Below are 14,557 nucleotides of genomic sequence, written 5' to 3'. Positions count from 1 at the left end.
CCGGTCAATTAACCAGTGCTAGAAAACTATTTTTTACTACTTTCACCATAAAACCAGCTTACTTCAGCATCATTCCAGAACGCCCGTGCAGAAACAGGTATGTCCATTTGTTCAAGGGCAATCTGTCTGCGAATCTGGTTCTCGACTTCGCTAAAGCTATACTTCTTTCCTTCTAGTTTTTCATGAAGATAAACTATTGCATAACCGTTTTCCACTTTAACAGGGCCTGTCCATTCTTCAGGTTTCAGCGATTTCGCTGCATCGACTACCTCTGGGGAAACAAGTTCGTCTTCTTCGGTAACAAAGCCGATGTCTCCTCCTTCATTTGCCGAAAACTCGTCGATCGAACGCTCCATCGCGAGAGCAGTGAAACTGGAACCATCTTTCAGCTCTTTCACCGCTGAGTCAGCTTCTTTTTTCGTTTCGACGATTATTTGCGACAGATGGTAGGATGCAGGTATGTCAAACAGGCTATTATTCTGTTCATAAAAAGACTTCATATCTTCTTCTGACACTTTAACATCCTTTGTTAGAAGCTCTTCGAGCAGCAGACTGTATTTAATTTGCTGCTTCCAGCTTTCTTCGGTTTTTGGCTCATTGCCAGCTGAAGAATACATCGCTTTATATATTGTCAATTCACGCTCTACGGCCTCGTCAGAAACTTTGATGTTATATTCATCCGCCATTTGTTTGACAACTGACTGGTCAATCAGGTCCCTTAGAGTTTCTTGCCCGTATCTTTCTTCAAGCTCAGTCAGCCACTCCTGGCGTGTGATTGACTCCTTGCCAATTTCCGCCACAGTTTCCTTGTTCCCCTCGAGGATAGCAGGCTTGGCTATCAGCATCACAAGAGTTATCGCGTTCAAAATGGCTAACCCGGCAATAATGTACCAAAGCTGCTTTTTTTCCACTTCTCTTCCCCCAGATATCGCTTATTTCGCTTCTTTCTCTATCTCTTCCAGTTCCTCTTTTGTGAACATGTACTTTTCGTTGCAGAAATGGCAATGCGCTTCTGCCTGTCCCTCTTTTTCGATCATATCACGGATTTCTTCTGTGCCTAGGCTGATCAGCGCATTGCTGAACCGGTCCTTCGAGCAATTACACTCAAAATTAACCGGCATTGTATCAAGGACTTTAACGTTCTCTTTTCCAAGCAATTCTTCCAGCAATTCTTCAGGAGATAGTCCTTTTTCGATCAGCTTTGATACTGGCGGAAGCGATTGCAACCGCTGTTCGATCGCTGTAATCGTTTCTTCTGTTGTCCCAGGCATCAGCTGGATGATGAATCCTCCCGCTGCCTTGATGGAGTTATCAGGATTAACCAATACACCTACACCAACTGAAGAATTGACCTGTTCAGATGTTGCGAAGTAATACGTGAAGTCCTCTCCAAGCTCACCTGATACAATCGGCACCTGTCCTGTAAAATAGTCGCGCAACCCCAAATCCTTCACGACTGTAAGTGTTCCGTCTGTACCAACGCCTTGTCTTACATCAAGCTTGCCGTGTTCGTTCAAGTCGAAGTGGACATGGGGATTCGATACATAGCCCCTTACCTGACCTTTGGCATTGCTGTCCACAAGGATGAGTCCAAGCGGGCCTCCGCCCTCAATCTTGATTGTCAATTTATCATCGCCCTTGAGCATCGCACCCATCATTACGCCCGCTGTCATTGTCCGGCCAAGTGCGGCAGATGCTACAGGCCATGTATAATGGCGGCGCTGTGCTTCCCCAACTGTTTCTGTCGTTTTTGTTGCATATGCTCTGACCTGCCCGTCAAAAGCTAGTGCTCTTACTAAATAATCACTCATTTTTCTACTCCCTTCGTGCTGTGAAATTGTATGCATCCTCTCTTTTAGGAAGCTTAATTGTGTTTTTCGATATTGCGCTTATAGATAAGCTGCAATCCCTTTAACGTTAAAAATGGATCCACGGCATCGATGATATTTGATTCCTGGGCAATTAAATTTGCCAGGCCGCCTGTCGCGATCACTTTAGGAGGTACTTTACTCTTATCTTTCATCCGTTTAACTATTCCCTCTACTTGTCCAACATATCCATACAGTATGCCAGCTTGCATCGCCGAAACTGTATTCTTTCCAACCACGTCATCCGGTCTGCTGATTTCAATACGCGGAAGCTTTGCTGCCCTTGAATAGAGGGCCTCCGTGGAGATGCCGATCCCCGGCGCAATCGCTCCACCCATATATTGATTATGCTCATTGATATAGCAGTAAGTTGTAGCTGTACCAAAGTCGACAATGACCAGCGGGCTACCGTATTCGTGTATCGCCGCAACCGCATTGACGATACGGTCCGCTCCGACTTCTCTTGGATTTTCATATTTAATGTCCAGTCCGGTCTTAATTCCAGGACCGACGACCAACGGTTTGCGGTGGAAGTACTTCTGGCACATCCGCTCAAGCGAGAACATGATCGGCGGCACTACAGACGATATAATGATTCCATCAATATCTGAAAAAGAAAGATCAACATGGTCAAAAAGATTTTTGACGATCATGCCAAATTCATCTTCCGTTCTATGACGGTTCGTTTCTATTCTCCAATGGTGCTTTAACTCTTCTTTATCATAAACACCTAACACGATATTTGTATTCCCGACGTCAAAAACAAAAATCAAGCTATTCACCAACTTATTTATAGTTTTCTGGATCAATACTGAAAATATCATATCATAATCGCCAGGAATTCACTAAACAAAGTAAACCACTATTAATCCAAAGAAAAGAAACAGGTGCCCCGCTAAGAGCACCTGCTTCATAAATTCTATTCTTTTGGATTTTCATCGATAGCCTTTGGATCTTCGATGACTGAGTCAACTTTCTTATCAGTCTCTTCGATTGCAGGCATCTCATCTTTTTTCTTATTGATCGTTACTTTCATGTCATCATTCTCAACACTGACTTTGCGGTCAGGAAGACGGCCATGGTCGATCAAATGCTTGATTTGTTCTGCATCAAGGGTTTCAACCTCTAACAATGTGTTCGCAATTATATCAAGCTTATCACGATGCTCTGTTAGCAGCTTTTTCGCTCTTGCATAACTTTCCTTAATGATTGTCTGAATTTCAAGGTCGATTTCATATGCGATCTTGTCTGAGTAGTTTTGCTCATTGTTCAAGTCACGGCCTAAGAATACTTGCCCCTGTGCCTGACCGAACTGTAATGGACCGAGCTTATCACTCATACCGAATTCAGTAACCATTCTTCTAGCAATGCCTGTCGCACGCTGGAAGTCATTGTGTGCACCTGTGCTTACTTCACCAAAGACGATTTCTTCAGCTACACGGCCGCCAAGGAGACCAGTGATTTTGTCAAGAAGCTCTGGCTTTGTCATGAAGTAACGGTCTTCCTTAGGAAGCATGACGGCGTATCCACCGGCCTGTCCGCGAGGGACAATCGTTACCTTATGGACCATTTCCGCTTCATCAAGGACAACCCCGATGACGGTATGGCCAGCTTCATGGAATGCAACAATATTTCTTTCTTTCTTGGATATGACACGAGTCTTCTTGGCAGGACCGGCTATGACGCGGTCTGTTGCTTCATCCAGATCCTCCATGTCTATCTTCTTCTTATCTCTCCTCGCTGCAACAAGCGCAGCTTCGTTCAATAAGTTTTCTAGGTCCGCTCCAGAGAAACCTGGGGTACGGGCAGCAATACTTTTTAAGTTAACCGATTCATCCAACGGCTTATTTCTAGCATGTACCTTCAATACAGCTTCACGGCCTGTTACATCAGGACGGTCAACTGTGATCTGGCGGTCGAAACGCCCAGGACGCAGCAATGCTGGGTCAAGGATATCAGGGCGGTTGGTAGCGGCTACGATGATGATCCCTTCGTTGGCACCGAATCCGTCCATTTCTACAAGCAACTGGTTAAGCGTCTGTTCACGCTCATCATGCCCTCCGCCAAGACCAGCGCCACGCTGGCGGCCTACTGCATCAATTTCATCGATGAATATGATACATGGGGCATTCTTTTTAGCTGTTTCGAATAAATCACGTACACGTGATGCACCGACACCGACAAACATTTCTACGAAGTCGGAACCACTGATTGAGAAGAATGGCACACCAGCTTCCCCTGCAACAGCACGGGCAAGCAAAGTCTTACCAGTACCCGGAGGTCCAACCAAAAGGATTCCTTTTGGAATACGTGCCCCAAGGTCAGCGAATTTACGAGGGTCTTTCAGGAATTCAACGACCTCGACAAGCTCTTGCTTTTCTTCATCTGCACCCGCGACATCCTTGAAGCGGACTTTCTTCTTTTCTTCGTTATAAAGCTTCGCTTTGCTCTTGCCGAAGTTCATGACACGGCTTCCGCCGCCCTGAGCCTGGTTCAGCAAGAAGAAGAACAGAATGAAAATGATGATAAACGGAATGATGGACGTAAAGAACGTTACCCATCCGCTTGTTTCCTTAGCAGGCAAAATCTCTACATTTGCAGCTTCAGCTGCTTGCTCGATTCTGTTAAGAGTCTCTGGATTGTTCCAGACATATGTGATGAAGCCTTTTCCTTCTTCCTGGCCTTCCAACTGGCCTCTTACTTCATACACACCACGTTCAGGCTGCAGCGTCAAATCACCTTCAACATTGCCCGCCTCTAGTTCCTGCATGAATTTATCGTAAGAGATTGGTTCTGTTGGCTGGTTATTGCCATTGAAGAAACTCACAACTCCGATAATGACTAAAAATATCAATAAATAAAAGATGGTATTACGGAAGATCCGATTCATCCCTTACCTCCTCCCACGGTAGACAAACTATACTAAATAGTATCATAGCAAATTATGCTAATACAAGAAATTAACATTCAGAATATTTGCTTCTTACCCGAAATGTGAAATTTCATTCACTAAATTGTAACCGTATTAATTTGAATATACTTCTGGCTTCAGAACACCGATATATGGCAGGTTACGGTATTTTTCTGCGTAATCAAGACCATATCCGACAACAAACTCATCAGGAACGATGAACCCAACATAGTCGGCTGTAATATCGGCTTTCCTTCCTGTTGGTTTATCAAGAAGAGTGACGATTTTGATTGATTTCGCCTTACGGTATTTGAATAGCTCAACTAGATAGCTGAGAGTCAAACCGCTGTCGATGATGTCCTCGATGATCAGGATGTCTCTTCCTTCTACTGAAGTATCGAGGTCCTTTAGGATTTTCACCTCTCCGGAAGATACCATGGCATTTCCATAGCTGGAAACATCCATGAAGTCCATCTCAAGATACGTATCCATGCGCTTTAACAGGTCGCCCATGAATGGCATTGCACCTTTTAAAACACCAATTGCCAGTGGAAAGCGGTCCTGGTACTCATCAGTTAATTGAGCCGCCAACTGCCTGGTCTTTTCCTGGATTTCCTCTTCTGTAAACAATACCTTTTCAATATCATTTTTCATCATGATCCTTGTGCCCCCTGGAAGATATCAATACTTTATATAAGTTAATAGTAATAACCTGTTTCCTTCTGTTGATTCATGGTTCGATTTTTTCATGCCTGGAAGCCAAAGAATCCTGCCTTCCCTGTCTGTGACAATTGGCCATTCATCTCTTTGGGCTAATGGAATTTTCATGTCGATGAAAATATCCTTTACCTTTTTTGAACCCGTCATCCCCTTTAATGATATCCGGTCGCCATTTCGCCTTGTCCGGATGATCAACGGAGTTCCTGTTTGCTCCAGGTCAACGATAAAACAATCATTGGAAAATTCCCTTTCATGAGCACCATTGAGCAATTGAGCGTCAATGACCCCACCATTTGGCAACCTCAGCTGATCTGGCCCCGATAATTCGAAGCGATAGCTTTGCCTTTCTGGCGGATTCAGTTCAAAGTGGCAATTTCCATACGATCGTATGATTCTTAAACCGCTGGGGAAATCAAGAGTTCCAGATGGATGGGGATTGCGAATTATTGAAAAAATCTTTTCAATATGTATAGCGGAAAGAGAAGCAGGTCGATCATTGTAAAGATAATTTAATATTAGTTTAATCCCTCTTCTTTGTAAAGGCATTGGCATTTCCTGAAAGGAACTAATACTAATCGTTATCCTTTTGTCCTCTTTCTTCATTACTTTATTCAATTCTTCGCTAGTTAATTCAATAAGATACTCCTCATCCATCTGCAGTTCCTCGCTGAATCGCTGGAAGTGCTCATGGACCGCCGGATTCTCTTCTTTTAAAAAAGGGAGAACGGATTTTCTGAAACGATTCCTGCTATAGTATGCCTTCTCATTGCTTGGGTCAATTCTTGGCTTCAAAAGTTTCACGGAGCAATACTCTTCCAATTCCTCTTTTGCCAGGCATAAAAATGGCCTGAAAATCGTGAACGGACCAAATTTCCGCGAAAAAGGCATGCCTGCCCTTGCTTTTCCGGAACTTCCCCTCGTGAGCCTCATCAATACCGTTTCAACCTGGTCATCCCCATGATGGCCCAATGCAAGGTACTGAAGCTGATGCTTTTCCATAACTTGCTCGAAAAAGCTGTATCGGCACGCACGGGCAGCCTGCTGGGAGCTTAGCCCTGTCTCGCGCATATAGACCGGCACATCGATTCTCTTCATCTCAAAAGGGATATCCCGATTTTTACAAAAACCTTGCACAAACAGGGCATCCTGATAAGACTCATCACCACGGAACATATGGTCCACGTGGACAGCTACAATCTTTAGAGAATTCCGTTCCCGCTGTTCTGATAAAAAGTGGAGCAGTGCGAGCGAGTCCGGTCCTCCAGAAACCCCAACTGCAATGGACATGTTATTCAGCTGAAAACCATGCCTTTCTAGGAAGGCTTTTACCTTTTTTTCAATCATCTTGTTCTTCCTTACTTGTATTGCCGGTTTAAGACTATACCCATGCCGGCAAAACATTAATCTTCTAAATAACAAGGTTTATTTTATTCAGCTTAACACTTTCAACCTTCTTTTTTCAAAAAACAGAGCTGTATCCCTTATGTACGGACTAAGCGGCAAAAAGTTTCAAAAAATCAGGTGATCTGGCTATAAATATAGAAAAAATATAATAAAGAGATAATTAGTATGATGGTGACTGTTTCAAGGACCGAGGATTTCTTCTTTTTCTTATTGTATCCCTTCCTTGTTTGACGGCCAGCCGAACTTGATTTTGCCCTGGATGGGCTTGGATTTATATGTTGTTGTGCTTGCTTTTGCGGCACTGCCTTATGCTGTACGGTACTTTTCTTCGAAGCTGAACCTGGCTGATGGACCTGCAGCAGCTCTGACCGCATTTCCTTGGCTGATTGGTATTTGCCTGCAAGCGCGTTATAGATTACCTTTTCATAATTCTTCAATTCCCGGCTTTGTTTCACTTTATCCATGATTTCGCCTATTCCGCCAGTCTTTTTCGTAAACCTTTTCGGATATGCAGTGTTTACCATGATCATACCGACAGCGAATAAGTCATATCCTGGTTCTGCTTTCCTGCTGCCAAGTCCCCAATAGCCCCGGTCGAAGAATTCGGTGAACTCTTTAATCGACCTCCCTTGCATCGTCGTACCGCCGACATCTATGCATCGTATCCTTGCCGGGGGACCAGTCACAATCAAGTTATCAGGCTTCAAATCTCCAAATACCCAGCCATTTTCATGGAGCAGCTGCAAATCAGCAAGCAGTTGGAGTATCATCACGCCTGTCCAGTCTGGTCCTTTTTGCTGCAGGAAAGCGAGGAAATCTGGTCCTTTAATGAATTCCATCGCATAAAAGCTGACCTTTTTGCCCGGACGTTCCCAATCATCCACATCCAGCAAAGAAGGCCCGAGGGCAGATCCCTGGACCTTGGCAAAAGATTTCAACACATTGACCTCAGAAGTGATCGACATTCCATTGTCACTCATTTTCAATGCTACTTGTGTATTATTGGACCTTGCGAGATAAACAATCCCATTCGCTCCAAAACCAAGCTCTTTTATGATTATATATCGATTGTGATGCCATTTCCCTTCAATGATCGTACCAGGAATGACCTTACACAGATTCTTCAAAGAAGGATTCATCATCACCGGATAATAGGCTCCTTAAAGATCGTTTTTTATTGAAATGGGAAAGTGCTTCGCGAAGGGCAGGACCTGTTGGCGTGATTCCTCCTGTCGTCAGCTTGGCGAAAATGCTTGTGAGCGACTCAAGCTTCGGGGTCCAATCCAGCAGTTTTTCGACATCATTTCTTTTCCCGGGAAATACAAATACAGAGAAACGATTATCCCCTGACCTCGCATTCAGGCTTAAACTCAAGTCCAGCAGGGCTTCTTTTACGGTAGGAAGCTTGTGCTTCATGCTTGCGCTTGTATCGACAAGAATCAACACATCCAGCTCGACTGTCTCTCCAAGCTCGTCCACAACCTCCATAACTTCACCACGCTGCTCCGGCGGAAGATCTTCCACTGTCCGGCCGCCACCAAGGATTTGCTGAAGTTCCTTGTTCACTACTCCCTGCAGAGTCTGGGTCATCGCTTTCCTTGTTACCATCTGGACTGTTTGCGATAATTGCTGCGCATACACGATCTGGCTGACACCGCCGCCGGATAAAGCGATTCCCTCAATTTCTGTCATGCCCTGTTCATCTATAACATCCTGTTCCATCACACCAATGACATTGACTGTAATCCCCTGCTCCTTGGCCAGTGCAGCCATTGCAATCGGGTCTTCACCCTGGTTTGAGCAGCCATCCGTAATGAGCAATATTTGCCTGATTGTACCTGTTTTCATGCAATCCCCTCACTTCCAGGCTCAATTTTTACAATCTAGTAAAAGAGAGAAGCCTATAATAAATTTGTTATCATTTTCGACGAAGCTGAGGGGTTTTATACATAAAGAACGAGCAGATCGAGCAAAATAAGCTGTTAAGCTCTCTTTTGATAATTGGTCGCCGGGATTGAAGCCCATTTCGGGATATTGTGATCGATTTTTGCGACGACGACGGTCATGTCATCCTCAATCGAACCATCTCGAGAACGGATGACTTCCTCCATGATCAAGTCTGCGATTGCCTGCGGATCGTCTGTCTGAAGTTCATTGATTTTCCGTTTCATCCATAAATCATAGTTTTCAACATGCTTAGGGCCTTCGAATACGCCATCGCTCATCATCACCAGCAGATCACCTGCTTTCAGCTGTTCGCCGACAACATCTACCTCGAACTCTTGCAATATTCCCATCGGCAAATTGCTCGCCTGCACCTTCATTACTTTTCCGCCACGTTTGATGAAGCTTGGCGTCGAACCAATTTTTAAGAAACGTGCAGAAGCGTTTTGCAGGTCGATCATGACTAAGTCGAGGGTGGAGAAAATTTCATCGGTTGTCCTTAATGATAAGATCGAGTTCACTGATTTGATTGCTACTTTTTCTTCAATACCAGATTGCAGGATTTGCTGAAGCAGTAATAAAGTATCCCTGCTTTCGGAATGAGCTCTTTCACCATTGCCCATTCCGTCACTGATGGCAATCGCATACTTCCCTCCGCTCAGCTCAATGGTTGAATAACTGTCTCCTGAAATGAGATCCCCATCCTTAGCCGCATGCGCCACGCCTGTAGACACTGCATAGGCTTTTGCAGACCGGAATGTCACATGGCAAAAACCATTCGGAAATGTCGAACATTCTTCTGAATTGACTACGATATTTTCTTGAAGGATATCGGAAAGCATTGGTGCGATTAACTTTTCACATTCACCATGTCCCTGGCAATATGGTATCGTCATGTCAATATCCACATTCCCCTGTTCCAGACTGTAGATTTCCACATGCTCGATATGGATGCCGAACTCCCGGAGGGCGTCGAGTATTTGTTCTTCTTGTTTCGAGTGGTTCTCGCGTTCACGCTGAATCTCCTTAGCGAAATCCCCCATTACCTCTGAAACACCAAGCAATTGGTCAGCCACAAGCCGCCTGCTTTCCTGGACTTGTTTCTTGAGTTTTTTATTCGCCTGATAATAGGTCAACTGCTGCTGCATGATTTCCATTACCTTTTTCGACCTAGTGCAATGCTTGTCCCATTCGCGGGAAAGTTTTTGCGGCACTGCACCAGAATTTTGGTCCATCTCCTGCATAATCTCACTCATATAGTCATAGGTTGTATTAAAGTTCCTTGTCCAGCAATGGTCTTTCTTAAAGCATGTCTGGCACGTTTTCTCTGTCACATTGCTCAAGAAATAATCCATATCGCGATCAGTTTCTAGAGTTTCATCCTGCACCTGCAGAGTTGTGAAGCTTTTCGACAGAGCTTCAAATACATTCGAAAACTGGACGACACGCTGTGCAGTAACATCCCTCATTTTTCTCATATATTGCTGCTGCTCGGCCGAATACTCTGGTGTACCTGGAATATGTTTTGCGATTTTTGACGTAAGTGATTGAGGAGTAAGAAAGAACAGCAACACTGCCGCCGCAGATTCGGTCAGCGTCTGGCCGAGCGCGCCTCCGCCCTCGCCATACATACCGATTAACAGTGTGGCAATAAACAATCCAAGTGCCACCCCTGGTTTCCTTCCCTCTTTTAGCAAGCCGCCAAGCAAACCAGCAAAGGCCAGCAGGCTCATATGGTAAAAACTCGACACGTTCGCGAGACTGAAGATCAATCCTGTTACGACACCGACTGTGGAACCCACTGTGGCTCCGGCGACAAATGAGAATATGAGGACCAGATAACGGGACATTACGTGCTCTACCGACAAATCATAGATTGTCCAACCAATTGTTCCTGTCATCACTGAAGCAAGCATGATGATCAAACAGACTATTTCCTCCGTTTTCAATGACTGCTTGCGCTTGCTTGCTGTCATCAATGGGATGCTTTGCATGAAGATGAATGTCAACACAAGGCCTAGGCCAGCTTCGACTCCGGTCATCATTCCCTCATACAAAGTGATATTTCCTGACAAAATAAGAACTTTCAACATCTTGCCTATTAAAATAGTGAAAAATATATAAAACGGAAGGACTTTCATAGAATTCTGGATCCATTTTTTCGTCAGCTTGTATAACAGTAAAAATAAGAATACAGATCCAAACGTAAAGACGGCGTCAGTAAATGACAATGTTGCAGCTCCAGCAACCAATCCAAACAGCGCAATAGGTGCACGGTCTTTGCGGATCAAATACACAGCTGCAAAAAATGGAAGGCTAAAAGGGGTCAACTGAGCCAGTATCAAGGCACGGCCAAGCAAGAATCCAATAATCAGAAAGATATAGCCTTTTTTCAGGAAAAGGTTCTCAATTTTGGATTGCAGCTTCGACATGCCTTTTGCAAACCTGAATCGTGATTCCTCGAGATGAACTTCACCGATCGGTTCCATCATGTTCCTTTCTACCTTTTGCATTAAATACACTCCCCGTTTTTTTATCGTTGCTGATTATTATAAAAGGGAGCAATCCAGAAGTTTGTCAAAAATAAGGACAAGCATGAAAGTTTCGTTCGACGCATTTCCCCGAAAATAAAGCAATTACTCGAAATACCACGGATTATTTTAACCACCACGCCAAACTCCGCTAAAATTTACCTATTAATATTTTCATCTTTTATTTTAAAAATCCATTGACACTATTTTAATATCTATGTATTATATTTCTTGTGCCTCAAAACACATTATCAATATGGCGGTGTAGCTCAGCTGGCTAGAGCGTACGGTTCATACCCGTAAGGTCGGGGGTTCGATCCCCTCCGCCGCTACTTATTACGGCCCCTTGGTCAAGCGGTTAAGACACCGCCCTTTCACGGCGGTAACACGGGTTCGAATCCCGTAGGGGTCATCACACAAAAAACCTCGTTCCTTTTTAAGGAGCGAGGTTTTTTAGTATTTCCAGTCATTGCAAGGACTTTGCTTTTACCCCTTTCTCTTTCTTGCGCATTTTGGGGCAATGCAGACACTCTGCTTTTACCCAAATCCACTTCCTCACTGGTTTCCGGGCAATGCAAAGCCTTTCCTTTTACCCAAATCTACTTCCGCACTGGTTTTCGGGCAATGCAACGCCTTTCCTTTTACCCAAATTCACTTCCGCACTGATTTTCGGGCAATGCAACACCTCTCCTTTTACCTAAATCCACTTCCTCACTGGTTTTCGGGCAATGCAGCACCTTTCCTTTTACCCAAATCTACTTCCGCACTGGTTTTCGGGCAATGCAACGCCTTTCCTTTTACCCAAATTCACTTCCACACTGATTTTCGGGCAATGCAACCCTCCTTAAGCAAAACAAAAAGACAAGCCCTTTAATAGACTTGTCTTGGTATAGCATGATTCCTGCTATTATATATATTCATTTAGCAGCAAGTTACCCTCTTCTAGCTCCTCTTCCGCCGCGCTTAGATTCGGTTGCGCGTTTTAGAGAAGACAGGCGGTCTTCACTGTCCTTCAAGAATTTCGCCATTTTTGATTCGAAATTTTCCGGACGGGCATTGCGGTTGTCGTGTCCTCTTCCGCCGCCGCGTGGTGGACGTTGAGAGTAAGGTCTTGATTCAGATCTTTCTGGTCTTGCAGGTCGTTCTGGTCTATCAACAGCCTTCTTGATAGATAAACCGATTTTACCGTCTTTTTCAACATTGATAACCTTTACTTCAACCTGGTCGCCCACTTTGAGGTGGTCATTAATGTCTTTTACATAGTTGTCTGCAACCTCACTGATATGGACCAGTCCAGTTGAGCCTCCCGGCAGTTCCACAAACGCCCCGAAATTTGTAATACCTGTTACCTTTCCCTGTAGCTTGCTGCCTACTTCGATTGACATAAAAAAGTTTTGCCTCCTTAAAGATATAAAAAATCAAACTTACATTATATTATACAGAATATCAAAAAAGAGTGTCAATAAGGCGAATCTTGGGAGTCCTTTTTCTCTTTGGGAAGGTTAAAGATGATTTCATTCTTTTCGGACAGGAAATATTCTTTGCGGGCAAGCTTTGCTATGTATTCATCATCGTTTAATTTGACGATTTCCTCATCCAGAATCTCCTGCTTCTTTTGAAGACTTGCTAATTTTTGTTCAAACTGTTCCTTTTCCGCCTGCTTCTTTTCGAGGGCCGCAGACTGGGAAATGTACGTTGAGATCATCAAATAAGAGATGATTGATGCGAAGAGAGCAAAGACTGCGAGGCGCCTGAAAAGCAGTTTTCGCTTTCTAGATTCTGCAATACCTGCTTTTTCACGCTGCTGTACATATTGATTTTCAATCCTGGCTATGTTCTTTTTCCTGATGACACCCATTCCCCGCAGTCCTCCTTATAATTTATTTTTTTAAGTTCTTTATCCATTTTATCGGCTTAGTAGAATAATTCTTTACTATATTTAGAAATCCTGCCAATTTATTATATAACTTCTCGACGCTTTTTTTAACTGTTTTCGGCAAAAGTTTCCAAAAAAGTAAAAATATCATCTTAACTGGTTTCCAAATGAAATTGTTTAACAGCCATAGTAAAACGGCAAGAAGCCATTTTCCTAGAACATAAAGGCCCCTTCCCGTCAAAAGCAATAGTGATAAGGCGGTGGCAGCCAGAAACTGGAGAGGCCTAATCACAAGCATCCTGATCGCCTTCACGATAAATACATACACGTTGATTGTGATGGCAATGGCCCGCTCAAGCAACTTGAGATACATATTTTTTAAAAGACTCTGGTACGCTGCAAAGCCGCATAACAATGCCAGGAAGATATAAAAACGCAATTCTCCCATATTCACTGAAAATAAGACATAAAATATCGACAGACCCTGGAACACCCAAAACAAGATGTCATTGATAAAGACAATCCACGACTTTCGTTTTGACCTTTTCAAAAAACGATTATGTGTATCAAGTGAAGCTCCGAATAAGCTGCCCATCCCAATCATGGCGAGCATCGTCAAAAATTGGGTCGACAATGTCATCGGAATAACTTGCTAAAGAAGCCTTTAGCTTTCTCCCCATGCTGGTCATCTAGATAGACCAGATCGAAGATTTTCCCCTTGATCGATACAATGCCTTTGTCGACATCCAGGTTTTTCATCTGGAGGTTCTGGCCCTTGATCGCAAGGAATCCCATGACAGTCTCTAGTAAAAATTCTTCATTGTCAAAGCTTTCAACCTGCTTTACTCCCGTAATATCAAGTGTCCGTCTGCCTCTCATCACTAAATCGTGGTCTGGCAAATTACTTTTTGTCTGGTTCGTTTCATAGTATTGGCTCATCATTACCCCTCACAATCATAATGCACTTTTGTACATGTTTATGATTGGATAAGGGAGAATAGAACAAGCCTTCACAGGATGGATGTTTTACTCTTCATCGTCCCCTGGGATACGTTCTTCCCCGAGAAGGGTATACATTCCTGCTGCTTCATCCTTACGGGATGTTTCCTGGATTCGTTCAATTCTTGCAGAGACGATTTTTTGTCCAAAACGGATCGCCAGTTCATCGCCCGCTTTTACATTCGTACTCGCTTTCGCCGGCACACCGTTGATAGAGATCCTTCCTTGATCGGATACTTCCTTCGCCAATGTTCTTCTTTTAATTAATCTTGATACTTTTAAGAATTTATCCAGCCTCATCTTA

14 protein-coding genes and 2 tRNA genes are annotated in these 14,557 nt (G+C 43.8%); 2 read left to right on the top strand and 14 right to left on the bottom strand.

Annotated features, from left to right (window positions below; all coding sequences use genetic code 11):
• Window positions 1–26: 26 nt before the first annotated feature.
• The 9 genes from CD004_RS22675 to spoIIE all read right to left on the bottom strand — a co-directional run bounded on the left by CD004_RS22675 (window position 27) and on the right by spoIIE (window position 11,360).
• Window positions 27–911, bottom strand: coding sequence for a peptidyl-prolyl cis-trans isomerase (locus tag CD004_RS22675; protein WP_102264821.1), 885 nt, complete (start codon window positions 909–911; stop codon window positions 27–29).
• 21 nt (window positions 912–932) lie between these two features.
• Entirely contained in the window at window positions 933–1,811 is an 879-nt protein-coding gene (gene hslO / locus CD004_RS22670; RefSeq protein WP_102264820.1) for an Hsp33 family molecular chaperone HslO, read from the bottom strand.
• Between the two features lie 53 nt (window positions 1,812–1,864).
• A complete protein-coding gene (locus tag CD004_RS22665; protein ID WP_102265211.1) occupies window positions 1,865–2,641 on the bottom strand; it encodes a type III pantothenate kinase in 777 nt (258 codons plus the stop codon).
• Between the two features lie 146 nt (window positions 2,642–2,787).
• Window positions 2,788–4,758 carry an ATP-dependent zinc metalloprotease FtsH gene (gene ftsH / locus CD004_RS22660; protein ID WP_102264819.1) on the bottom strand — a complete coding sequence of 657 codons (1,971 nt, stop codon included), beginning with the start codon at window positions 4,756–4,758 and terminating at the stop codon, window positions 2,788–2,790.
• Window positions 4,759–4,893: 135 nt separating this feature from the next.
• Window positions 4,894–5,433: a hypoxanthine phosphoribosyltransferase gene (hpt, locus tag CD004_RS22655; protein WP_180321316.1), complete on the bottom strand. Its 540-nt coding sequence runs from the start codon at window positions 5,431–5,433 to the stop codon at window positions 4,894–4,896.
• Between the two features lie 27 nt (window positions 5,434–5,460).
• Window positions 5,461–6,843, bottom strand: a complete 1,383-nt coding sequence (tilS, locus tag CD004_RS22650) for a tRNA lysidine(34) synthetase TilS (protein WP_102264817.1) — start codon at window positions 6,841–6,843, stop codon at window positions 5,461–5,463.
• Window positions 6,844–7,016: 173 nt separating this feature from the next.
• Window positions 7,017–8,045: a protein kinase domain-containing protein gene (locus tag CD004_RS22645; protein ID WP_102265210.1), complete on the bottom strand. Its 1,029-nt coding sequence runs from the start codon at window positions 8,043–8,045 to the stop codon at window positions 7,017–7,019.
• Entirely contained in the window at window positions 8,014–8,751 is a 738-nt protein-coding gene (locus CD004_RS22640; protein WP_102264816.1) for a vWA domain-containing protein, read from the bottom strand. Before CD004_RS22640 ends, CD004_RS22645 begins: the two co-directional genes overlap by 32 nt.
• 134 nt (window positions 8,752–8,885) lie before the next feature.
• Window positions 8,886–11,360 (bottom strand): stage II sporulation protein E, encoded by a 2,475-nt coding sequence (gene spoIIE, locus CD004_RS22635; protein WP_102264815.1) that lies wholly within the window; start codon window positions 11,358–11,360, stop codon window positions 8,886–8,888.
• Window positions 11,361–11,636: 276 nt separating this feature from the next.
• Between spoIIE and CD004_RS22630 the strand changes: the two genes are divergently transcribed.
• Window positions 11,637–11,710 (top strand) — tRNA-Met (locus CD004_RS22630).
• A gap of 8 nt (window positions 11,711–11,718) precedes the next feature.
• Window positions 11,719–11,790, top strand: a tRNA-Glu gene (locus CD004_RS22625).
• A gap of 520 nt (window positions 11,791–12,310) precedes the next feature.
• Here CD004_RS22625 and CD004_RS22620 read toward each other — a convergent pair.
• The 5 genes from CD004_RS22620 to CD004_RS22600 all read right to left on the bottom strand — a co-directional run bounded on the left by CD004_RS22620 (window position 12,311) and on the right by CD004_RS22600 (window position 14,553).
• Window positions 12,311–12,763, bottom strand: coding sequence for a S1 domain-containing RNA-binding protein (locus CD004_RS22620; RefSeq protein WP_023613302.1), 453 nt, complete (start codon window positions 12,761–12,763; stop codon window positions 12,311–12,313).
• Window positions 12,764–12,837: 74 nt separating this feature from the next.
• Window positions 12,838–13,236, bottom strand: a complete 399-nt coding sequence (locus CD004_RS22615; protein ID WP_102264814.1) for an FtsB family cell division protein — start codon at window positions 13,234–13,236, stop codon at window positions 12,838–12,840.
• 22 nt (window positions 13,237–13,258) lie between these two features.
• On the bottom strand, window positions 13,259–13,894 hold the full coding sequence (gene yabQ, locus CD004_RS22610; protein ID WP_102264813.1) for a spore cortex biosynthesis protein YabQ: 636 nt from the start codon (window positions 13,892–13,894) through the stop codon (window positions 13,259–13,261).
• Entirely contained in the window at window positions 13,891–14,193 is a 303-nt protein-coding gene (gene yabP, locus CD004_RS22605) for a sporulation protein YabP (RefSeq protein WP_023613305.1), read from the bottom strand. Before yabP ends, yabQ begins: the two co-directional genes overlap by 4 nt.
• 87 nt (window positions 14,194–14,280) lie before the next feature.
• The gene (locus tag CD004_RS22600) at window positions 14,281–14,553 is read right to left on the bottom strand and encodes an RNA-binding S4 domain-containing protein (RefSeq protein WP_102264812.1); all 273 of its coding nucleotides are present in this window, start codon (window positions 14,551–14,553) and stop codon (window positions 14,281–14,283) included.
• Between the last annotated feature and the right edge of the window lie 4 nt (window positions 14,554–14,557).

This window comes from Mesobacillus jeotgali, from assembly GCF_002874535.1.
Taxonomy (GTDB): domain Bacteria; phylum Bacillota; class Bacilli; order Bacillales; family Cytobacillaceae; genus Mesobacillus; species Mesobacillus jeotgali.
Note: the sequence above shows the minus strand (reverse complement) of the source record. Positions and strands in the feature narration are given on the sequence as shown.